20 protein-coding genes are annotated in these 21,001 nt (G+C 68.5%); 9 read left to right on the top strand and 11 right to left on the bottom strand.

The window, feature by feature from the left end:
- Window positions 1–14: 14 nt before the first annotated feature.
- Window positions 15–713: an XdhC family protein gene (locus tag FHT36_RS00755; RefSeq protein WP_169120210.1), complete on the top strand. Its 699-nt coding sequence runs from the start codon at window positions 15–17 to the stop codon at window positions 711–713.
- Complete coding sequence (locus FHT36_RS00760) at window positions 710–2,362, top strand: molybdopterin-binding/glycosyltransferase family 2 protein (RefSeq protein WP_169120212.1); 1,653 nt, start codon at window positions 710–712, stop codon at window positions 2,360–2,362. The genes FHT36_RS00755 and FHT36_RS00760 overlap by 4 nt, the downstream gene beginning before the upstream one ends.
- Here FHT36_RS00760 and FHT36_RS00765 read toward each other — a convergent pair.
- On the bottom strand, window positions 2,334–2,801 hold the full coding sequence (locus tag FHT36_RS00765; protein ID WP_169120214.1) for a DUF488 family protein: 468 nt from the start codon (window positions 2,799–2,801) through the stop codon (window positions 2,334–2,336). The two genes, FHT36_RS00760 and FHT36_RS00765, sit on opposite strands and share 29 nt — an antisense overlap.
- 206 nt (window positions 2,802–3,007) lie before the next feature.
- Between FHT36_RS00765 and FHT36_RS00770 the strand changes: the two genes are divergently transcribed.
- On the top strand, window positions 3,008–4,180 hold the full coding sequence (locus tag FHT36_RS00770; protein ID WP_169120216.1) for a putative zinc-binding metallopeptidase: 1,173 nt from the start codon (window positions 3,008–3,010) through the stop codon (window positions 4,178–4,180).
- A gap of 140 nt (window positions 4,181–4,320) precedes the next feature.
- Window positions 4,321–5,820, top strand: coding sequence for an MDR family MFS transporter (locus FHT36_RS00775; protein ID WP_169120218.1), 1,500 nt, complete (start codon window positions 4,321–4,323; stop codon window positions 5,818–5,820).
- Between the two features lie 27 nt (window positions 5,821–5,847).
- On the opposite strand, the gene topA is transcribed toward FHT36_RS00775, so the two are convergent.
- The gene (topA, locus tag FHT36_RS00780; RefSeq protein ID WP_169121442.1) at window positions 5,848–8,532 is read right to left on the bottom strand and encodes a type I DNA topoisomerase; all 2,685 of its coding nucleotides are present in this window, start codon (window positions 8,530–8,532) and stop codon (window positions 5,848–5,850) included.
- Between the two features lie 332 nt (window positions 8,533–8,864).
- Between topA and FHT36_RS00785 the strand changes: the two genes are divergently transcribed.
- On the top strand, window positions 8,865–9,077 hold the full coding sequence (locus FHT36_RS00785) for a hypothetical protein (protein ID WP_169120220.1): 213 nt from the start codon (window positions 8,865–8,867) through the stop codon (window positions 9,075–9,077).
- Between the two features lie 11 nt (window positions 9,078–9,088).
- Here the strand turns inward: FHT36_RS00785 and dprA are convergent, their stop codons facing one another.
- The 4 genes from dprA to FHT36_RS00805 are packed head-to-tail and all read right to left on the bottom strand — an operon-like array spanning window position 9,089 to window position 13,179.
- On the bottom strand, window positions 9,089–10,237 hold the full coding sequence (gene dprA / locus FHT36_RS00790) for a DNA-processing protein DprA (RefSeq protein ID WP_169120229.1): 1,149 nt from the start codon (window positions 10,235–10,237) through the stop codon (window positions 9,089–9,091).
- A 6-nt stretch (window positions 10,238–10,243) separates the two neighbouring features.
- Complete coding sequence (plsY, locus tag FHT36_RS00795; protein ID WP_169120231.1) at window positions 10,244–10,849, bottom strand: glycerol-3-phosphate 1-O-acyltransferase PlsY; 606 nt, start codon at window positions 10,847–10,849, stop codon at window positions 10,244–10,246.
- 58 nt (window positions 10,850–10,907) lie between these two features.
- Window positions 10,908–12,239, bottom strand: a complete 1,332-nt coding sequence (locus tag FHT36_RS00800) for a dihydroorotase (RefSeq protein ID WP_169120233.1) — start codon at window positions 12,237–12,239, stop codon at window positions 10,908–10,910.
- Window positions 12,232–13,179: an aspartate carbamoyltransferase catalytic subunit gene (locus FHT36_RS00805; protein WP_169120235.1), complete on the bottom strand. Its 948-nt coding sequence runs from the start codon at window positions 13,177–13,179 to the stop codon at window positions 12,232–12,234. Before FHT36_RS00805 ends, FHT36_RS00800 begins: the two co-directional genes overlap by 8 nt.
- Window positions 13,180–13,423: 244 nt before the next feature.
- Between FHT36_RS00805 and FHT36_RS00810 the strand changes: the two genes are divergently transcribed.
- Complete coding sequence (locus FHT36_RS00810) at window positions 13,424–13,846, top strand: hypothetical protein (RefSeq protein WP_169120237.1); 423 nt, start codon at window positions 13,424–13,426, stop codon at window positions 13,844–13,846.
- A gap of 60 nt (window positions 13,847–13,906) precedes the next feature.
- Here FHT36_RS00810 and FHT36_RS00815 read toward each other — a convergent pair whose 3' ends face one another.
- From FHT36_RS00815 to FHT36_RS00830, 4 genes are all read right to left on the bottom strand, one after another.
- A complete protein-coding gene (locus FHT36_RS00815) occupies window positions 13,907–14,842 on the bottom strand; it encodes an AEC family transporter (protein ID WP_169120239.1) in 936 nt (311 codons plus the stop codon).
- Window positions 14,843–15,019: 177 nt separating this feature from the next.
- The gene (gene ruvX, locus FHT36_RS00820) at window positions 15,020–15,538 is read right to left on the bottom strand and encodes a Holliday junction resolvase RuvX (RefSeq protein WP_169120241.1); all 519 of its coding nucleotides are present in this window, start codon (window positions 15,536–15,538) and stop codon (window positions 15,020–15,022) included.
- Window positions 15,539–15,578: 40 nt separating this feature from the next.
- Window positions 15,579–15,944: a type II toxin-antitoxin system VapC family toxin gene (locus tag FHT36_RS00825; RefSeq protein WP_169120254.1), complete on the bottom strand. Its 366-nt coding sequence runs from the start codon at window positions 15,942–15,944 to the stop codon at window positions 15,579–15,581.
- Window positions 15,941–16,135: a type II toxin-antitoxin system VapB family antitoxin gene (locus FHT36_RS00830; RefSeq protein WP_169120256.1), complete on the bottom strand. Its 195-nt coding sequence runs from the start codon at window positions 16,133–16,135 to the stop codon at window positions 15,941–15,943. Before FHT36_RS00830 ends, FHT36_RS00825 begins: the two co-directional genes overlap by 4 nt.
- A gap of 168 nt (window positions 16,136–16,303) precedes the next feature.
- Here FHT36_RS00830 and gatC point away from each other — a divergent pair, with 168 nt between their 5' ends.
- Complete coding sequence (gatC, locus tag FHT36_RS00835; protein WP_024278942.1) at window positions 16,304–16,591, top strand: Asp-tRNA(Asn)/Glu-tRNA(Gln) amidotransferase subunit GatC; 288 nt, start codon at window positions 16,304–16,306, stop codon at window positions 16,589–16,591.
- Window positions 16,588–18,072 carry an Asp-tRNA(Asn)/Glu-tRNA(Gln) amidotransferase subunit GatA gene (gene gatA, locus FHT36_RS00840; RefSeq protein ID WP_169120258.1) on the top strand — a complete coding sequence of 495 codons (1,485 nt, stop codon included), beginning with the start codon at window positions 16,588–16,590 and terminating at the stop codon, window positions 18,070–18,072. Before gatC ends, gatA begins: the two co-directional genes overlap by 4 nt.
- A 79-nt stretch (window positions 18,073–18,151) precedes the next feature.
- Here the strand turns inward: gatA and FHT36_RS00845 are convergent, their stop codons facing one another.
- Complete coding sequence (locus FHT36_RS00845) at window positions 18,152–19,213, bottom strand: glycosyltransferase family 2 protein (protein ID WP_169120260.1); 1,062 nt, start codon at window positions 19,211–19,213, stop codon at window positions 18,152–18,154.
- A 260-nt stretch (window positions 19,214–19,473) separates the two neighbouring features.
- Here FHT36_RS00845 and gatB point away from each other — a divergent pair, with 260 nt between their 5' ends.
- On the top strand, window positions 19,474–20,964 hold the full coding sequence (gene gatB / locus FHT36_RS00850; protein ID WP_169120262.1) for an Asp-tRNA(Asn)/Glu-tRNA(Gln) amidotransferase subunit GatB: 1,491 nt from the start codon (window positions 19,474–19,476) through the stop codon (window positions 20,962–20,964).
- The last annotated feature ends 37 nt before the right edge of the window (window positions 20,965–21,001 follow it).

Raw genomic sequence — 21,001 nt, forward strand, 5'->3', positions numbered from 1 at the left:
GAGGGAGGACCACCATGCGTCTCGACCTGCTCGCGGCCCTGAATGCGGAGCGCGCCGCCCGCCGCGCGGCGGTTGTCGTGACCGAGCTTGCCACCGGCGCCCAACGGCTCGCCACCGCTGCGACCCTCGCCTCCGACCCGCTCGGACCGGAAATCGCGGCCGCGCTCGCCGCCCGTCGCAGCGGGAAGGCCGGGGAGGGCAGCGTCTTCCTCGCGGTGGATGTGCCGCCGCCCCGGATGCTGGTGATCGGTGCCGTCCACATCTCGCAGGCGCTGGCGCCCATGGCGCGGCTCGCGGGATTCGACCTGACCATCCTCGATCCACGCACCGCCTTCGCCACGCCCGAGCGCTTTCCTGATGTACCGGTGATCGCCGAATGGCCGGAGGAGGCGCTGCCGGCCTACGGCCTCGATCCCTTCACCGCTTTGGTGGCGCTGACCCACGATCCGAAGATCGACGAGCCGGCCATCGCCGCCGCCCTTCGGGCCGAGTGCTTCTATGTCGGGGCGCTCGGCTCGCGCCGCACCCACGCCAAGAGGGTGGAGCGGCTCGCGGCGGCGGGGCTGTCCCAGCAGGCCATCGCCCGAATCCACGCGCCCATCGGCATGGACATCGGCGCCTCAAGCCCGGCGGAGATCGCCGTTGCAGTGCTGGCCGAGGTGATCCGCGCCCTGCGCACCGGCTCTGCCGCCACGGCGGGAGCCGCGGCGTGAGATTTGGCCCCCTGCCGCTCGCCGAGGCCGAAGGCGCCATCGCCGCCCATTCCGTGCGGCTCCCCGGCGGCACCATCAAGAAGGGCACGCGCCTCACTGAGGCCGACATCGCCCGCCTCGCCGCCGCCGGCCTCGCCGAGGTTGTCGCCGCGCGCATGGAGCCGGGGGATGTGGCCGAGGATGCCGCCGCGCGCCGTCTCGCCGATGCGGTGGCTGGCGCCCATGTGCGGCCCGACACGGCCTTTACCGGCCGCGCCAATCTCTATGCCGCCGCCGCCGGCGTGCTGCGCGTATCGGATGCCGCATTGGACGCCTTCAACGCGGTGGACGAGGCCATCACCCTCGCCACCTTGCGCGATTTCAGCGCAGTGGCGGCCGGCGACATGGTGGGGACGGTGAAGATCATCCCCTATGCCGTGCCGGGCGGGATGGTGGACGCGGCCGCTGCGGTCGGGCCGGGCATCCTGTCCATCGCGCCGTTCCGGCTGAAGCGCGTGGCAGTGCTCTCCACCCTGCTGCCGGGCCTTGCCGACAAGGTGGTGGCGAAGACGCTGGCCGTCACCCGCGCCCGCCTCGCGCTGGCTGGGGCGGAGGTGATCGCCCATCGCACCCTGCCCCATGACACCGCGAAGCTCGCCGCTGCGCTTACGGACGCGGTTGCGGCCGGTGCGGAACTGGTCATCGTCTTCGGCGCCTCCGCCATCGCCGACCGCAATGACGTGATCCCGGCCGGGCTCGTTGCTGCGGGCGGGGAGGTCCAGCGGCTGGGCATGCCGGTGGACCCGGGCAATCTCCTGATGCTCGGGCGGCTGGGATCCGTCCCGGTGCTGGGTGCGCCGGGCTGTGCGCGCAGCCCGAAGGAGAACGGCTTCGATTTCATCCTCCACCGCCTCCTCGCGGGGCTGGAGGTGAGCGCCCGCGAAATTGCCCGCCTCGGTGCCGGTGGGCTGCTTCAGGACATCGCCGCCCGCCCCCATCCCCGCGCCGAGAGCGACGAGGTGGAGGACGGGTTCGCCGCCGTCATCCTCGCCGCCGGCCGCTCCTCGCGCATGGGGGAGGGCATCAACAAGCTGCTCGCGGAAGTGGGCGGACGGCCGGTGATCCGCCGGGTGGCGGAAGCGGTGCTGGCGTCCCGCGCGCGGCCGGTCATCGTCGTTACCGGGCATGAACACGCGCGCGTGGAGGCGGCGCTGGCGGGGCTCGACGTGGTCTTCGTCCACAATCCCGATCATGCGACGGGCATGGCCTCGTCGCTGCGCGCCGGCATCGCCGCGGTTCCGGAGACGGCGGCGGGGGCGCTGGTGGTGCTGGGCGACATGCCGCTGCTCGCGCCCGGCCTGTTGGATCGCCTGATGTCCGCTTATGCGCCTGCCTCCGGACGGCTCATCGCGGCGCCGGTGGAGGGCGGGCAGCGGGGGCATCCGGTGCTGTGGTCGCGCCGCTTCTTCGCCGAGCTGGCGGCGCTGGAGGGGGATGTGGGCGCCCGCGCCATTCTCGCCGCCAATGCCGAACTGGTGGCGGAAGTGCCTGTCGAGGCGGAGGAGGGCGCCTTCCTCGATGTGGACACGCCGCGCCTCCTCGCCGAGGCGCGCGAGGCCGCCGCCAAGGGGGAGCGGCAGCTCAGAACGGCGCCGGCTGAAGGTGCGTGACGTCGAGGTCCAGCCGCTCGCACAGGAATTGCGCCAGCCGCAGCCGGTGGCACCCCTCCACATGGCGCTCGAAGCACATGAGGCAGATGCGCCGGCCCTGCGCCAGCCCGGCCAATTCCTCCAGCGCCGCCTTGGCGGGGTCGGTGGCGAGGTGGGCATCATAGATGCGCATCAGGGCGTCATGGTCGCCGCTGCGCGCTGCGAGCCGGCCCTCCTTGGGGGTGCCCAGCGCCCGCAGATGGACATAGGCGACGCCGTTCTCGGCGATGCCCGCCGCCAGCGCGGTCTTGGAGAAGCCCGGCCGGCGTGACGCCGCGACGGCGCGCACATCCACCAGCAGGCCCACCCTCGCCTCATCCAGCGCGGCCTGGAAGGCCGAGGGGGTGGATTGCTCGTAGCCGATGGTGAAGAGGGCGGTGGGGTCTTTGCGGCTGCTCATGGAAGGGATCATGCCGTGCGGCGGACGACCCGTCATCCCCGCCCGAAGCGCGTTTCGCAGGCGCGAAATGGACTTGGGCAGGCGAAAGGGCCACTTTCTCGCTTAAGCCAGCGGTGAACGGGGAACCGCGCGGCGTTCCCCGGGTTCATGAGCCACCCGGGCGGGCGTCGTACAAGGACGGCCGCTGGCTTGGGGGGAGACCCATCATGCGCCTGTTTCGCTGTGCCGCCTGCGATCAGCTCCTGTATTTCGAAAACCGCCGCTGCGAGAAGTGCGGCCACGATCTCGGCTACATCCCGCAAGCCAACGCTCTGGTACCGCTGGAGCGCGAGGGGGATGCCGAAAGCAGCGTGTGGCGTGCCATCGGTCGCGGTGGCGAGCAGCGCTACCGCTTCTGCGCCAATGCTGCGCTCGATGCCTGCAACTGGCTGATGCCGGCGGAGGAGGAGGGCGAATTCTGCCTCGCCTGCCGCCACAACCGCACGGTTCCCGATCTCACGGTTCCCGAAAACCTGCGCAAGTGGCGCAAGGTGGAGGTGGCGAAGCACCGGCTCGTCTATTCCCTGCTACGCCTCAACCTGCCCTTGGAAAGCAACGAGGATCGCGAGGGCGGCCTCTGCTTCGAATTTCTCGCCGACGCGCCGGACGGCTCGGCTCCCAAAGTCATGACCGGCCACGATGAGGGCCTCATCACCATCGCCCTCGCCGAGGCGGATGATGCCGAGCGCGAGCACCGCAAGGGCGAACTCGGCGAGCTCTACCGCACCCTGCTCGGCCATTTCCGGCATGAGACGGGGCATTATTACTGGAACAGGCTGGTGCGAGACGCAGGCCGCCTGCAGGCCTTCCGCGCCCTCTTCGGCGACGAGACGGAGGATTATGGCGAGGCCCTGCAGGCCTATTACGCCAATGGCCCCAAGCCCGACTGGCAGATGAACCACGTCTCCGCCTATGCCACGGCGCATCCGTGGGAGGACTTCGCCGAGACCTTCAAGCACTACATCCACATCGTGGATACGCTGGAGATGGCCGGCGCCTTCGGCATCCGGGTGCAGCCGCGCCTCGACCGCACGGGCGAACTCGGGGCGGAGGTGGATTTCAACCCCTACCGCGCCTGCGCCATTCAGCAGATGGTGGATTCCTGGCTGCCCATCTCATTCGCGCTCAACAATCTCAATCGCTGCCTCGGCATGTCGGATGCCTATCCGTTCATCCTCGGCCCGGGCGTGATCGAGAAGGTCGGCTTCATCCACAGCCTCGTCCACCGGCAGGTGGAAGCCGATCCGGTGCCGGAGACCGTGACCGAGGAGGTGCCGCCGGGCCGTGGCGAGAATGCCGCCGACGCACCGGAGGGGAGCCCCATCGCCGCGGTCGCCTAAGGGGGCGCGGGGGTGCACCTTCACGTACTCGTGAAGCTGGGCCGGAGCGGATGGGGATGCCTCTTCCGTCCCGTCGGCCTTGCAATCGGCCGGCAACGGGCGACCCATGGGCGTCCCTCCGCCGTCGCTCGATTCCCCTGATGCACCAGATCGATCCGCAGTCGCCCCACGCTTCGTCCGGGGCGAAGATCCCACCCAGCCACGCCGAGATCCGCCGCATCATCTTCGGGCTGATGCTGGCGATGCTGCTCGGCGCGCTGGACCAGACCATCGTGGCGACGGCCCTGCCCACCATCGGCGATGCGTTCGGCGACTTCGCCAACCTCTCCTGGGTGGTCACCGCCTATCTGCTCGCGGCCACGGTGGCGACGCCGCTCTATGGCAAGCTGAGCGACATCCATGGGCGGCGGGTGATGCTGCTCACCGCCGTGGCGGTGTTCTCGGCCGCGTCCGTGGCCTGCGCGCTGGCACCCAATCTGCTTGCGCTCATCATCGCGAGAGCGGTTCAGGGATTGGGCGGCGGGGGACTCATCTCCCTGTCGCAAACCATCATCGCCGATCTGGTCTCGCCACGGGAGCGGGGGCGCTATCAGGCCCAGATCGCCGGGGTGTTCGCCGCCTCCAGCATCGCCGGCCCGGTGCTGGGCGGCCTTTTCGCCCAATATCTCAACTGGACCCTCATCTTCTGGGTCAATTTGCCCATCGGCCTTGCGGCACTGCTCATCACCGAGCGGCGGCTGCGCGACCTGCCGCGCCACGAGCGCCGCCACGCCATGGATTATCTCGGCGCGGCGCTGATGGCGGTGGCGAGCCTGATGCTGCTGCTTGCCCTCGGCTGGGGCGGCGTGCGCGTGCTCTGGGGCTCACCGCTCATCCTCGCATTGTTCGCCGGCACCGCCGTCTTTGTCGGCCTGTTCATCTGGCGGATGCGGCGGGCGGAGGAGCCGTTCCTGCCCCTCGGGCTTCTCGCCGACAAGGTGGTGGGGCGAGGCATGATCGCCTCCTTCCTCGCATTCGGGGGCATGGTCGGCTTGTCCATCTTCGTGCCGCTCTATTTCGAGACGGCGCGCGGGCTCTCCGCCACCCAGTCGGGCCTCGGCCTCATTCCGGTGATGGGCGGGGTGGTGATAGGCGCCATGCTCTCCGGCCGCGCCATGGCGCGGCTTGTCCATTACAAGCGGCCGGCCATCGGCGGGCTGGCGCTCTCCGCCGGCGGGCTGCTCGCCATCGCCCTGGCGCCGGCGATGCCGCTCGTGCTCGTCCTCGCCCTGTTCGCCGTCATCGGCGTGGGCATGGGCACGGCGCTGCCGGTGTGCACGGTGTCCATCCAGAATGCCGTGCAGCCGCATCTCATGGGCACCACCACGGGCGTGATGACCTTCTTCCGCCAGCTCGGCGGCGCGCTGGCGGTGGCGGTGCTGGGCGCCGTGCTGCTCGCGGCGCTCGCCGGAGTTGGGGCAGGGGATATCGAGAGCCTGGCGCGCAGCGCGGATCCGGCGCGCCTCTCGGGCGCGTTCAGCCGGGTGTTCACCACCGTCTCGGTGCTGGCGGCGCTGGCGGCCGTGGCGCTGGTCTTCCTGCCGGAGCGGCCGCTGCGCAGCTCGGTCCATGCCAGCGAAGGCGAGGGCAGCATCGTCTGACGCTGCCCCGGCCGGATGGACGCGGGGCTATTCCGCCGCGTCGGGCTTGCTCGCCGCCGGCTTCTTTGCAGCAGGCTTCTTGGGAGCGGCAGCCTTTGCCGCCGGCTTCTTGGCGGCAGGCTTCTTCGCCGCCGCCTTTTTCGGCGCGGCCTTCTCGCCGTCGTCAGCCGCCGCCTTGCGGCCGCCGCGCGCGGGCTTGGCCGGAGACGAGGCCGCCTTGGCGTCGATGAACTGCACCGCCTGTTCCAGCGTCAGCGCCTCGGGATCGGTGGACTTGGGCAGGGTCGCATTGACCTTGCCGTGGTTCACGTAGGGCCCAAAGCGGCCCGGACGCACGGTGATGGGACCGCCCAGCGTAGGATGATCGCCGACGACCCGCCCGGCCGGCGTGCCGCCGCGTCCGCCACGCCCCTTGGACTGCTTCTCCGCGATCAGCGCTACCGCCCGGTTGAGGCCGATGGCGAGAATGTCGTCGCCGTCCTCGATATTGGCGTAGGTGCGCCCGTGCTGGACATAGGGTCCATAGCGGCCGATGCCGGCAAGGATCGGCTCGCGATCCTCCGGATGGAGGCCGATCTCCCGCGGCAGGGAGAGCAGCTTCAGCGCGGTTTCAAGGTCCACGTCCGCCGGGGCGAGGCCCTTGGGCAGGGACGAGCGCTTGGGCTTCTCCCCCTCCTTGCCCTCGCCGAGCTGGAGATAGGTGCCGAAGCGGCCGGAGCGGATGGTGACTTCTTCGCCCGAGTCCGGATCGAGGCCGAGCACGCGGGTGCCGTCGCCTTCCTGCGGATTGTCGCCGGTGAGCGGACGGGTGTGGCGGCACTCGGGATAGTTGGAGCAGCCGATGAAGGCGCCGAACTTGCCCATCTTCAGCGAGAGCCGGCCGGTGCCGCAGGTGGGGCACAGGCGCGGATCGGTGCCATCTTCCCGCGGCGGGAAGATGTGGGCGGTCAGCATCTCGTCGAGGGCGTCGAGCACCTGCGACACGCGCAGATCCTTGGTGGCCTCGATGGCGGCGTGGAAGTCCTGCCAGAAGGCGCGCAGCACCTCCTTCCAGTCGAGTTCCGCGGCCGAGACCTCGTCGAGCTTCTCTTCCAGGTCGGCGGTGAAGTCGTATTCCACGTAGCGTTTGAAGAAGCTTTCGAGGAAGGCGGTGACGAGCCGGCCCTTGTCCTCCGGCACCAGCTTTTTCTTGTCGAGCTTCACATATTCGCGGTCGCGCAGCACCGCGAGCACGGCGGCATAGGTGGACGGCCGGCCGATGCCCAGCTCTTCCATCCGCTTCACCAGCGAGGCTTCCGAATAGCGCGGCGGCGGCTCGGTGAAGTGCTGGGTGGTGGAGATGTCGCGCTTGGCCAGCGCCTCGTTGGCACTCATGGCCGGAAGGCGACGGCCCTCCTCGTCGTCGTCCTCGTCGTCCTTGCCCTCGCGGTAGAGGGTGAGGAAGCCGTCGAACTTCACCACCGTGCCGGTGGCGGTGAGGTCCAGCGTGCGGGCACCGGCTTTCGCCTCGATGTCCGCCGTGGTGCGCTCCAGCTCGGCCGATTCCATCTGGCTCGCGACCGTGCGGATCCAGATCAGCTCATAGAGCTTGGCCTGCTCGCCATCGAGATAGCGGGCCACATCGCGCGGATGGCGCGAGGGGTCGGTCGGGCGGATGGCCTCGTGGGCCTCCTGCGCGTTCTTGGCCTTGGTGGTGTACTTGCGCGGCACGCCCGGCAGGTACTTCTGGCCGAACTGCTTGCCGATGGCATCGCGGGTGGCGGCCACGGCCTCGGGGGCCATGTCCACGCCGTCGGTTCGCATGTAGGTGATGAGACCCACCGTCTCGCCGCCCACGTCCACGCCCTCATACAGGCGCTGAGCGATCTGCATGGTGCGGGCGGGGGCGAGGCCGAGCTTGCGGCTCGCTTCCTGCTGCAGGGTCGAGGTGGTGAAGGGCGGCTGGGGATGCCGCTTCATGGGCTTGGCTTCGACGGAGCGCACCCGGAAGGCCGCGCTGTCCAACGCTTCGCGGAAGGCCTTGGCCTCCTCCGCCGTGCCCACCGAGAGGCGGGTGATCTTCTTGCCGTCGGCGCCGGAAAGCCGCGCCTCGAACTCCTCGTTCCGCGGCGTCGCCAGCTTGGCGAGGATCGACCAGTATTCCTTCCGGACGAAGGTCTCGATCTCTCGCTCGCGGTCGCAGACGAGGCGCAGAGCCACCGACTGGACGCGGCCAGCCGAGCGGGCGCCGGGCAGCTTGCGCCACAGCACGGGGGAGAGGGTGAAGCCAACGAGATAGTCGAGGGCGCGGCGGGCGAGATAGGCGTCCACCAGCGCGCTGTCGATGGCGCGGGGCGACTTCATCGCCTCCAGCACCGCCTGCTTGGTGATGGCATTGAAGACGACGCGCTCGACCTTCTGGCTCTTGAGCGCCTTCTTCTGCCGGAGCACCTCCAGCACGTGCCAGGAGATGGCCTCGCCTTCGCGATCCGGGTCGGTGGCGAGGATCAGGCCATCGGCCCCCTTCACAGCGGCGGCGATCTCGTTGAGCCGCTTCTGCGCCTTGGGGTCCACGTCCCACAGCATGCGGAAATCGGCATCCGGATCCACCGACCCGTCCTTCGACGGCAGGTCGCGAACGTGGCCGTAGGAGGCGATCACCTCATAGCCGGGACCGAGATATTTGTTGATCGTCTTCGCCTTGGCCGGCGATTCGACGATGACGACCTGCATGACGAACCGTGTCTCAATCAAGGGCCGCCGCCCCATTGCGCGGCCTTGGAAAGGGGAGGGAGCATCCCGCGATGCCGTTCGGCATCCCGGGGGCGAAGCGTGAAGCTCCGGCTCCGATGCCCGGCGTCCGATCGCGATCGCTCACCCCAGCAAGAGCGGACCGCGACGCCGAGAGCGCCGCAACATGGGGAGCCGAGGGGCGCCTGTCAAATGGTGCGCCGGATCAGGGCGCGCTGACAGGTTTGAGCAAAGTACAACCCAGAGTATGTTTCATAATTCAACTCAATCTTTAAGACCATGCTCTGATACCAAACGGGGGCTTTGGAACCGACATGACCGAACGGTCTTCCGTCGATATTGCCGGCGATGCCGCTGCGACGGCCGCCTATGTCGCCGCCATCACCGCCGAATTGTCACGTCTCGCCCGCAGCCATGGGTTCAGTACCCTCGCTTATGTGCTCGACATGGCGCGTCAGGAGGCCCGCGCGCTGGCCGACAGCGTCTCCTCTGCGGGGCCGGGAAGCGCGGATGCCGAGCCGCGCTAGCGCCGCCCGGCCTATTTGAGCGCCACTCTGCCTGTCCCCGGTCGGTCCAGCCGGCCGGCGAGTTCCAGTTCCAGCAGCACGATCTGGACTTCCGCGACGGTGCAACCGGACAGGCGCACCAGATCGTCGATGGGCGTCGGCACCGGGCCGAGCAGCGAGATGACCCGGGCGCGCGCATCGTCGCCCGGCGTCACCGGCCCCGCCGGCACGAACGGCGCCTCCGCCTCCACCACCGGATCGTCGCGCCGCCCGGCGATGGGGGTGAGCACCTCGATGACGTCGGCGGCCTCGGTAACGAGGGTGGCGCCGCGCTTCAGCAGGCGGTTGGTGCCGCCCGCGCGGGGGTCGAGCGGCGAGCCGGGCACGGCGAACACTTCGCGTCCCTGCTCGGCGGCAAGCCGCGCAGTGATGAGCGAGCCCGACCGCTCCGCCGCCTCCACCACCACGACACCGAGGCTCATGCCGGACACGAGCCGGTTGCGGCGGGGAAAGTCGCGGGCGCGCGGCTCCCAGCCGATGGGCATCTCGGAGACGAGCGCGCCGGTCGCGGACACTTTTTCCATCAGGCCGAGGTTTTCGGGCGGGTAGGGCTTGGCCAGCCCGCCGGCGAATACGCCGACAGTGCCGCCGTCGAGGCTGGCCTCGTGAGCCGCCGCATCGATGCCGCGGGCAAGGCCGGACACCACCACCCAGCCGCCGGCCGCAAGGTCACGGGCGAGGCGCGCCGCGAAGGTGCGTCCGGCGGCTGAGGCGTTGCGGGCGCCGACGATGCCGACCATGGGCCGGCGCAGCACCTCTGCCTCACCGCGCACGGAGATGAGGGGCGGCGCGTCATCGAGGGCGGCAAGGGCGGGGGGATAGTCCCGCTCGCCCAAAGCGACCAGCCGGGCGCCCATGCGGGCGTGCGCCTCCAGCTCTGCGTCGACTTCGGCGAGGGTCGGGGTGTGGGGCGGCATCAGCCGTCCGCCGCGCCGGGCGAGGGAGGGCAGGGCATCCAGCGCCGCGCCGGCACCGCCGAACTGATTGATGAGGGCGCGGAAGGTGCGCGGGCCGACATTCTCGGTGCGGATCAGCCGCAGCCAGTCGCGGCGTTGCTCCGGCCCCAGCAACTCGCCCTTCGCCGGCCCGCTGGCGCGACCGCTTGCCCTGCCGCGCGCCATGTCGCCTCAGCCCTTCGCGCCGATCTTGCCCTCGGTGCCTTCCAGCAGCCGGCGGATGTTCTCGTGGTGCTTCAGCCACAGGAGGATGGCGAGCAGGGCGAGCAGCACGGCCAGATTGTTGTTTCCGAGGGCCATGGCCGCAACCACGGTGGCCACCGACGCCATAAGCGCGGACAGCGACGAATATCGCGTGAAATAGGCCGCCCCCAGCCACACCACCGCGAAGGCGATGGCGGCCGGCCAGAACAGGCCGATGGTGACGCCCAGGAAGGTCGCGACGCCCTTGCCGCCCTTGAAGCGCAGCCACACCGGCGCGATGTGGCCGAGAAAGGCCCCGACAGCCGCCGCCATGGCGGCGCTCTCGCCGGCGAAATGGCGGGCGACGAGGACGGCGGCGGTGCCCTTCAGCGCATCCAGAAGAAGGGTGGCGGCGGCGAGATCCTTGCGCCCGGTGCGCAGCACGTTGGTGGCGCCGATATTGCCGGAGCCGATGGAGCGCAGGTCCTTGGTGCCGGCGAAGCGGGTGAGGATGAGCCCGAACGGGACCGAGCCGAGCAGGTAGCCGAACGCAAGGGCGATCAGCAGCACGAGCGCGGGCGGGGTATCAGGCATGCGCACCTCGAACGGTCTCGCCGCGCCGCCGCGGCGGGACGGCACAGGTCACGGTGGGTCAAACGTATTCGTAGACGGTCTGCCCGGCAACGATGGCACGCAGCACCCGTCCGTCGAGGCGGGCCTCATCGAACGGCGTGTTCCGGCAGCGCGACTTCAGCGAGCGGGGATCGAGCACGTAGGGCATGCCGGGATCGAACACGATCACGTCCGCCGCCGCGCCGGGCCGGAGCGTGCCGGCATCCAGACCCAGGATCTGCGCCGGCCGGGTGGACAGGGCGGCGAGCAGGTTCACGAGGTCCACCTGATCGGAATGGACAAGGCGCAGGGCGGCGGAGAGCAGGGTCTCCAGCCCGATGGCGCCGGGCTCGGCTTCGGAGAAGGGCAGGCGCTTGCCCTCCACGTCCTGCGGCAGATGGTCGGACACCACCACGTCCAGGAGACCAGAGGCCAGCGCACGGATCAGCGCCTGCCGGTCCTCCTCCCCGCGCAGGGGCGGGGCGAGGCGGAAATAGGTGCGGTAGGCGCCGATATCGAGTTCGTTGAACGACAGGTGGTTGATGCTGACCGAGGCGGTCACCGGCAGCCCGGCCGCCTTGGCCCGCTCCAGCACCTCCAGCGATTCGGCACAGGTGAGCGCCGCCGCGTGGTAGCGCGAGCGCGCCGCGCCCACGAGCCGCACGTCGCGTTCGAGGATGATGGTCTCGGCCGCCTTCGGATTGCCGGAGAGGCCGAGGCGGGAGGCGAAGGCGCCCTCGTTCATCGCCCCCTGCGACATGGACGCATCCTCGGTGTGGTGCACGAGGAGAGCATCGAAGTCGCGGGCATAGGTGAGCGCGCGGCGCAGCACCTGGGCGTTCATGATGGACTTGTGGCCATCGGTGAAGGCGACGGCACCGGCGGCCTGCAGCAGGCCGATCTCGGTCATCTCGTGGCCTTCGAGGCCCTTGGTGATGGCGGCCATGGGATGCACCCGCACCACCGCCGTATCCCGCGCCCGGCGCAGGATGAAGTCCACGATGGCCGGGTCGTCCACCGCCGGGTCGGTGTCCGGCTGGCAGATGATGGTGGTGACGCCGCCGGCCGCCGCCGCGTGGCTGGCCGAGGCCAGCGTCTCGCGATGCTCAGCGCCGGGCTCGCCCACGAAGGCGCGCATGTCCACGAGGCCGGGCGCGACCACCGCCCCGGCGCACTCCACCACCTCGGCGCCGTCCGGAATGCCGGCGGCGGCGATGCCAAAGCCGGCGTCCTTCACCACGCCGTCGGCGAGGAAGACGTCGCCGTGGAAGTCCGCGCCGCGCGAGGGGTCGATGACCCGCGCATTGGCGAGCAGCAGCGGCCTGGGATCGTGGGCGCGGGAAACGTGGGCAGTCGTGCGGCCATTACGCATTGGGAAGCTTCCGCGCGAGGGAATCGAGCACCGCCATTCGCACGGCGACGCCCATCTCCACCTGCTCTCGAATGAGGGACTGCGCCCCGTCCGCGATGGCGGAGTCGATCTCCACGCCGCGGTTCATGGGGCCGGGATGCATCACCAGCGCGTCGGGCGCGGCGTAGCGCAGCTTGGCCTCGTCGAGGCCGAAATAGTGGAAATACTCCTTCACCGAGGGGATGAAGGAGCCGGCCATCCGCTCGCGTTGCAGGCGCAGCATCATCACGATGTCCGCCCCTTCCAGCCCCGCCTCCATGGTGCGGAACACCTCGACGCCGAGGGTCTCGACGCCCGAGGGCAGGAGGGTGGACGGCGCCACCACGCGCACCTTGGCACCCATGGTGTTGAGCAGGGCGATGTTGGAGCGCGCCACGCGCGAATGGAGCACATCCCCGCAGATGGCGACCGTGAGTCCCTGGATGCGGCCCTTGTTGCGGCGGATGGTGAGGGCATCGAGCAGCGCCTGGGTGGGGTGCTCGTGGGCGCCGTCGCCCGCATTCACCACGCAGCAGTCCACCTTGCGCGCCAGCAGCGCCACCGCGCCGGAGGCGTGATGCCGGACGACGAGGATGTCCGGGTGCATGGCGTTCAGCGTGATCGCGGTGTCGATCAGCGTCTCGCCCTTCTTCACCGAGGAGGAGGCGACCGACATGTTCATCACGTCGGCACCGAGCCGCTTGCCCGCAATCTCAAAGGAGGACTGCGTGCGGGTGGAGGCCTCGAAGAACAGGTTGATCTGGGTGCGTCCGCGCAGTGTCGTGCGCTTCTTCTCGATCTGCCGGTTGAGTTCGACGAACTCCTCGGCGAGGTCGAGCAGACCCGTGATCTCGCCGGCGGAAAGCCCTTCGATGCCGATGAGGTCTCGGCCGGAGAGCGTGAAGGCGGAAGCATCTTGCATGGCAGGCGGGAGGCATAGCCCCCAAGCGCGGCCCCGGCAAGGGATGCCTGTGAATGGAGCAGGGCGGGGCAAGGCGGGGGCACCGTGATTTACGGCTCGTTCACCAACCGTGAAGGCTGGTCCCGGTGATTCCCCAGGGTCGCCACACTTTGGAACGAACTCTCACCGAGCCTTTGCGCAGCCGGACCGGACGGGCTGAGGCGAGCCGCCAGACCGTCGCCCCGGAGGTTGGGAGTTACTCGTTATGTCCATTCTGATGCGGACGAACCTCATGGCGCTCGGCGTCGCCGTGGTGCTCACCGGCGGTGCCGGCACGGGCAACGCGGCCGCCATCGGCACCGGCGCGCTGGCCATGGCGCCGGCGAAGGCCGCGAGCGTCACCGATGTCGGCTACTGGTATCGCGGCCGCTATTATCGCGGCGGCTGCTGGAATTGCGGCAACGGCGCCGCCCTGGGTGCGGGTGTCGCCATCGGCGTGCTGGGTGCGGCGGCCATTGCCGGCGCTGCGGCCGCCCCTCCGCCGCCGGTCGTCTATTACGAGCAGCCGCCGGTCGTTTATTACCAGCCCGCGCCGCGCGTCTATCTGGAGCCGGTTCCCCCGCCGCGCCCGCGCAGCTGCTGGGTCGCCACCGGCCCGGGCGGGCAGGGCTATTTCTCGCCCTGCTGAGTCGCGGGATGACGTGAGGGCGGCTTCGGCCGCCCTTTCGTTTGGATCAGGCCAGCATCGTCAGGCCAGCATCTTGGCGATGGTCACCACCAGCGGCAGCGTGATGGCGGCGCCGATGATCTGGATGGTCAGGATTTCGGCGAGGAGCGGTGCGTCCCCGCCCATCTGACGCGCCAACACGTAGCCGTTGGGGGCCGAAGGAACCGCGGCGGTGATCGCCACCACCACCAGCTCCGTGCCACGCAGCCCGAAGGCCAGCGCGAGAGCGAGGGCGATGGCCGGCTTCAGCAGAAGCTTCAGCGCGAGGCTGGCGAACACGATGGCGCGCGGCCGCTTCAGCCGGTCGAGGATCAATCCGCCGCCGACCACCAGCAGTCCCAGCGCCAGCGAGGCCTTGCCGAGGATATCGCCGAACTCCACCAGCACCTTCGGCACGGGAAATCCGGTCACATTGAGCAGGGCACCCGCCGAGCACGCCCAGATGTAGGGATTACGCGCCAGCTGCTCGGCCACATAGGCGAATGTCGGCGGGTGGCGGCCGGAGAAGGAGGCCAGCACCAGTACCGCGATGATGTTCACCACCGGGATCATCGCCACCAGCGCAAGCGCGGCGATAGTGATTCCCGCTGCGCCGTAGAGGCCGCCCGCCACGGCCAGCACGATATAGGTGTTCCAGCGCACCGCCCCCTGGAACAGGGAGGTGAAGCCGGGCCCGTCCGCGGCCAGCGCCGCGATCAGCGGCTTGTGCATGAGCAGGATGAGGCCCGAGAGAATGATGACCGTGCCGATGAGCGCGCCGGCGACCGCCACGACATTCACCGTGCTCAGGTCCGCCTTCACCGCGGACACCACCAGCAGGGCCGGGAACAGCACGAAATAGGTCAGCTTCTCCAGCGCCGCCCAATGGGCCGCATCCTTCAGGAGGATGCGCCGCAGGACGGCGCCGAGGGCGATAATAAGGAAGACCGGCACGAGGGCCGTGATGATGAGGCTCATGGGGCAGACGCTTACCGTGCCGGCCGTGCGGCGGCAGGCAATTATTCCTCTGCGGCGGTGTGAATTTTCCGCGCGCCCGCTTTAGGCCCGGAGCCGGGATAAGAAAAGCGCCATTGTCCCGAAACGGGACGGAGCGACGCTGGGGCGAGAACTCGCCGGGAACGAGAGCGGACCGAATCAGTCCTCCCCGTCGGTTTCCTCTTGGTTCTCCACGAGGCGGTCGAGGAAGCCGAGGGCGCCTTCGAGGATGAAGGCCGCCGCATGCTGGTCCACCACCTCGGCCCGGCGCGCGCGGCTCATGTCGGCCGAGATCAGCGCCCGCTCGACCGCGGCGGTGGAGAGGCGTTCGTCCCACAAAGCGATGGGCCGTCCCGCCAGCCGGGCGAAATTGCGGGCGAAAGCGCGGCTCGCCTGCGCGCGCGGGCCTTCGGAGCCGTCCATGTTCAGGGGCAGCCCCAGCACGAAGGCCACCGCCCGCCGCTCGTCCGCCAGCGCCACGAGGCGCTGGGCCTCGGCGGTAAATTTGGTGCGCTTCACCGTCTCGATCACCGTCGCGATGCGGCGGTCAGGGTCCGAGCCCGCGACGCCGATGGTCTTGGTGCCGAGATCAAGCCCGATCAGCGCCCCGCGCGGCGGCAGGAGGGCGGCAATGTCCACGAGTGGACCAACGGGGGCGGGGAGGGGCGTGTCTGCCATGAGCGAGGGTTAGAGCAATTGCGGGCTGGGGCAAGGGGGATCACGCCTCAAGCGCAATTCCGAGTTTTTCCGCAACAGCCCCCAACCGCCTGTCGCGCGTCCACAAAACCGCTACCGGCGTCAATCGAACCGACGCAATCAAGTGCGCGTCGACATATCCAATCCCTCGGCCATGGAGCGACTCGGTCGTTATGAGGCCGAGCACTTCGGCCGGTTCGGCAATGATCGCCTGCGGCAAGGCGGCGATGGCATCCAGGATGACCTCCCGCTGACGCAGGTTCCCCAGTGCGAGTTCGCCGATCACGAAGGGATGCGACATCACGGAGCCGTCCGCCAGCACCTGCTTCAGCCTCGGATCGCATTGGCGAAAATGATCGATCCAGATGGACGTATCGACCAGAATCATTCGTCCGGCCGGCGTCTACGGATCGGTTCAAGCTGGGGTTCGCTCCCGCCGAGACGTGCGAGACGCAATGCGCTCTCCCGGGCGATCAGCGCTTTCAGGGCCTCGCGCACGAGAGCCGACTTTTCTGTCATGCCGGTCAATGCCTGTGCTCTTGCGAGAAGCTCGTCGTCTATGGCGAGGGTGGTTCGCATCGGACGCATTCCTTCGGCGCCTTGGGCCTGGGCACGGATAATAGCATCAATTGATGCCGCGAACCCGCACTCTGCGGCGTGGGCTCCCACCCCACCCATCGGCGCCCAAACCCTTCCACCGCGGCATACCCCTTGCTATAGCGGCAGGCAGCTTTTGGGAGCCTACTCATGTCCGTCGATCAGGCGACAGTCCGCCGGGTGGCCCATCTCGCACGCATCGCTGTGCGGGAGGAGGAACTCGGCCATCTTCAGAACGAGCTCAACGCCATCCTCGATTTCGTCGAGCAACTGGCGGATCTCGATGTCTCCGGGGTCGAGCCGCTGACCAGCGTTGTCCCCGTGGAGCTGCCCATGCGGGAAGACGCCGTTACCGACGGAAACTGCCCCGAGAAGGTGCTCGCCAACGCCCCCGATGCCGAGGGCGGCTTCTTTACCGTGCCGAAGGTGGTGGAATGAACAAGCTCACCAAGCTCACCCTCACCCAGGCGCGCGAGGGGCTTGCCCAGGGCGAGTTCACGTCGGTCGAGCTCACCGAGGCCTATCTGAAGGCCATGGAGGAGGCGCGCCCGCTCAACGCCTACGTGCTTGAGACCCCCGACATCGCGCTGGAGATGGCGCGGGAGAGCGACAAGCGCATCGCCTCCGGCGATACCGGGCCGCTGGAGGGCATCCCCCTCGGCATCAAGGACATGTTCGCGACCGAGGGCGTGCGCACCACGGCCTGCTCGAAGATCCTCGAGAACTTCGTGCCGCAGTACGAATCCACCGTCACCTCCCATCTGTGGCGGGACGGCGCGGTGATGCTTGGCAAGCTGAACAATGACGAGTTCGCCATGGGCTCGTCCAACGAAACCTCCGCGTTCGGACCTGTGGTCTCGCCCTGGCACCGCGATGGCGATGACACCCCCATCGTGCCCGGCGGCTCTTCCGGCGGCTCGGCGGCGGCGGTGGCGGCCTTCCTGTGCGCCGGCGCCACGGGCACCGATACCGGCGGCTCCATCCGCCAGCCGGCGGCCTTCACCGGTACGGTCGGCATCAAGCCCACTTATGGCCGCTGCTCGCGCTGGGGCATCGTCGCCTTCGCCTCTTCCCTCGACCAGGCCGGCCCCTTCGCCCGCACGGTGAACGACGCCGCGGTCCTGCTGCGCTCCATGGCCGGCTACGATCCGAAGGACTCCACCTGCGTCAATCGTCCGGTGCCGGACTATGAGGAGGCGGTCGGCGCCTCCATCAAGGGCAAGAAGATCGGCATTCCGCGCGAATACCGCATGGACGGCATGGCCGACGAGATCGACACCCTCTGGCGCGAGGGCGCCAAGTGGCTGGAAGAGGCCGGCGCGGAGATCGTCGACATCTCGCTGCCCCACACCCAGTACGCCCTGCCGGCCTATTACATCGTCGCCCCGGCGGAAGCCTCGTCCAACCTCGCCCGCTATGACGGCGTGCGCTACGGCGCCCGTGTGCCGGGCAAGGACGTGGTGGAGATGTATGAGAACACCCGCGCCGCCGGCTTCGGCCCGGAAGTGCGCCGGCGCATCATGATCGGCACCTACGTGCTCTCCGCGGGTTATTACGACGCCTATTACCTGCGCGCGCAGAAGGTGCGCAGCCTCATCAAGCGGGATTTCGACCAGGCGTTCGCCCTCGGCGTCGATGCCGTGCTCACCCCGGCGACCCCGTCGCCCGCCTTCGGCATCGGCGAGAAGCTGAAAGCCGATCCGGTGGAGATGTATCTCAACGACGTCTTCACGGTGACGGTGAACATGGCCGGCCTGCCGGGCATCTCCGTCCCTGCCGGCCTCTCGGCCGACGGCCTGCCGCTGGGCCTCCAGCTCATCGGCCGACCGTTCGAGGAAGAGACGCTGTTCTCCCTCGCCGAGGTGATCGAGGAAGCGGCCGGCCGCTTCCCGGTCGAGGACCTGTGGTGGAAGGCTTGAATTGAGCCCGCAAGGAAGGTCGGACTCAGCCCCGACTTTCCTTGCGGACGAGTCCTCGCCCGAGGCTGAGCCGGTCTGGTCACGAGTACCCGAGCGGCTCCTTCGGTAAGTCTTGGGCATGACGGAGGGCGGTGAGACGCCTACGCAGCGACTTCAGGTTCCGGGAAAACGCTGCGAGGAGGCGTGACTGGAAGGTGGCGCCGCCTTCCCTCAGCTCCTTGTTCTCGACGAGCGCCGCCTTGAAGGCGTGCACGAGATCGTCAGTCGCCGAGAGCACGCGGCGATAGGGGAAGATGCGGGCCAGTTCGGGATGGCGCACCTCGCCCCTGCGCTCGACGAAGGGCTGGAGCCTCGCTGTGCGGCCGCCCCGGTCCGGGCCCAGCGCCTCGGCCAGCCGGCCGAGGGCATGCACCTTGATATCGTGCTCTTCCTTGAGGATGCCCACGCCTTCGAGGAGCCGATCCGGCGCGCCGTTGGAAAAGTCGGTTCGCGCGGTCCAGCGCAGATAGCCGGCGAGGCCCTTGCTCACCAATTGGGCCTCGGAACGCGCCGGGAAATGGGCGAGCTGCACGTTTGGCAGAAGGGTGATCGGCAGTGGGACATCCCACTTGGTGGCGCGATGGTTGCCGTCGACGACGGCAAAGCCGCGCTCGCAGGCCAGTCGGCCCGGCACGACGACCTTGAAGATATAGGGATCATGCACTGCGACATGGCGAAGCCGGGTGAGGGGACAGGGCTCGTTGAGGTCGTCCTCGTCGGTCATGAGGTAATGGCGCGGGTTCAGCCCGCCGAGGCGATAGCCGCCGATGGCTTCGAGATCTGCCTCCAGCGCCGCCCGATCCTCGGCAACAATGAATTCGTCACCATCCAACGGGAAGACAAAGTCCCAAGGCGCTGTTTCCATCGCCTGTTCGACCAACGCCGTGGTGCGCTGCCCTTGATGATAGGCTGCCGGTGATTTCTCCAGCGTCAGCGAAATCGGAAGACCTTCTTTAAATAGCATCTCAAGGATGCGCGTTGTTTGATCTGTGCTGCCGTCATCCACAATGTAAAGATGATCTAAGAAGTGCAGGTTATGGCGAACCCACGCTTCGATTATATCCGCCTCATCGCGAACAATGGAGACCCCCGCCAGTCTCATCTGCTCAACTCCTACAAAGCCCCGCTGCTCAATCTACGGGCAGGGCGAGCGGAATTTGGGTAGGGTGGTAGCGAGGGCGTGGCCGTTTTGCGGGCGAAATGAGGCGCAGATAACTTGGTGTAACAAAGTATGTCCTGACGTATCGGCAGCTTATGGCCGTTGCCTGCAATGTCGCCTAGGGGTACGACACCGACCAGAATGCGGCGTTGCCGCAATGGACCTGACAGCGCGGGCCATCCGCGCACGACGATAGGACGACCATGACCCTTCACACCCGGCCTGCGGAGGCCAAAAAGCTGATTTCCGGCGCCACCGGTGATTGGGAGGTGGTGATCGGCATGGAGGTGCACGCCCAGGTCGCTTCCAATGCCAAGCTGTTCTCCGGCGCCTCCACCGCCTTCGGCGGCGAGCCCAACGATCACGTGTCGCTGGTGGATGCGGCCATGCCCGGCATGCTGCCCGTCATTAACAAGGAGTGCGTCGCGCAGGCGGTGCGCACCGGCCTTGGGCTGAAGGCCGAGATCAACCTGCATTCGGTGTTCGACCGGAAGAACTATTTCTATCCGGACCTGCCGCAGGGTTACCAGATCAGCCAGTACAAGCAGCCGGTGGTGGGCGAGGGCGAGGTCATCGTCGACCTGCCGGACGGCGAGAGCTTCACGGTGGGCATCGAGCGCCTGCATCTGGAGCAGGACGCCGGCAAGTCCATCCATGACCTGTCGCCCACCCTCTCCTTCGTGGACCTCAACCGCTCCGGCGTGGCGCTGATGGAGATCGTCTCCCGCCCCGATCTGCGTTCGGCAGAGGAGGCGAAGGCGTACGTGACCAAGCTGCGCACCATCCTGCGCTATCTCGGCACCTGCGACGGCGACATGGAGAAGGGCAACCTGCGCGCCGACGTGAACGTCTCCGTGCGCCGGCCGGGCGATGAGCTGGGCACGCGCTGCGAGATCAAGAACGTCAACTCCATCCGCTTCATCGGTCAGGCGGTGGAGGCGGAGGCTCGCCGGCAGATCGAGATTCTGGAGGATGGCGGCACCATCGCCCAGGAGACGCGCCTGTTCGACCCGACCAAGGGCGAGACGCGGTCCATGCGCTCCAAGGAAGAAGCGCATGATTATCGCTACTTCCCCGATCCGGACCTGCTGCCTCTCGACATCAAGGCCGAGTGGGTGGAGGCGCTGAAGGCGAACCTGCCCGAGCTGCCGGACGAGAAGAAGGCGCGCTTCATCGCCGAATACGGCCTCTCGCCCTACGACGCCGGCGTGCTGGTGGCCGAGCGCGATACGGCCGACTATTTCGAGCAGGTGGTGGAAGGCGGCGGCGCCAAGCGCGACGGCAAGGCGGCGGCGAACTTCGTCATCAACGAGCTATTCGGCCGGCTGAACAAGGAGGGCAAGGACATCACCTCCTCGCCCGTTTCGCCCCAGCAGATCGGCACCATCCTGGACCTCATCGGCGAGGGGACCATCTCCTCCAAGATCGCCAAGGACCTGTTCGAGATCGTCTTCACCGAGGGCGGCGACCCGCGCGTGGTGGTCGAGGCCCGCGGCATGAAGCAGGTGACGGATACCGGCGCCATCGAGAAGGTGGTGGACGAGATCATCGCCGCCAATCCGGACAAGGTGGCCCAGGTGCAGGCCAAGCCCACCATGCTCGGCTGGTTCGTCGGCCAGGCCATGAAGGCCTCCGGCGGCAAGGCGAATCCCCAGGCGCTGAACGATATCCTGAAGGCGAAGCTCGGGATCTGAGGGGTTTCCCTTCTCTCTGAGAGGGGGAGAGGCGCGC

Source organism: Xanthobacter sp. SG618, from assembly GCF_012932745.1.
In the GTDB taxonomy this organism is placed as follows: domain Bacteria; phylum Pseudomonadota; class Alphaproteobacteria; order Rhizobiales; family Xanthobacteraceae; genus Xanthobacter; species Xanthobacter flavus.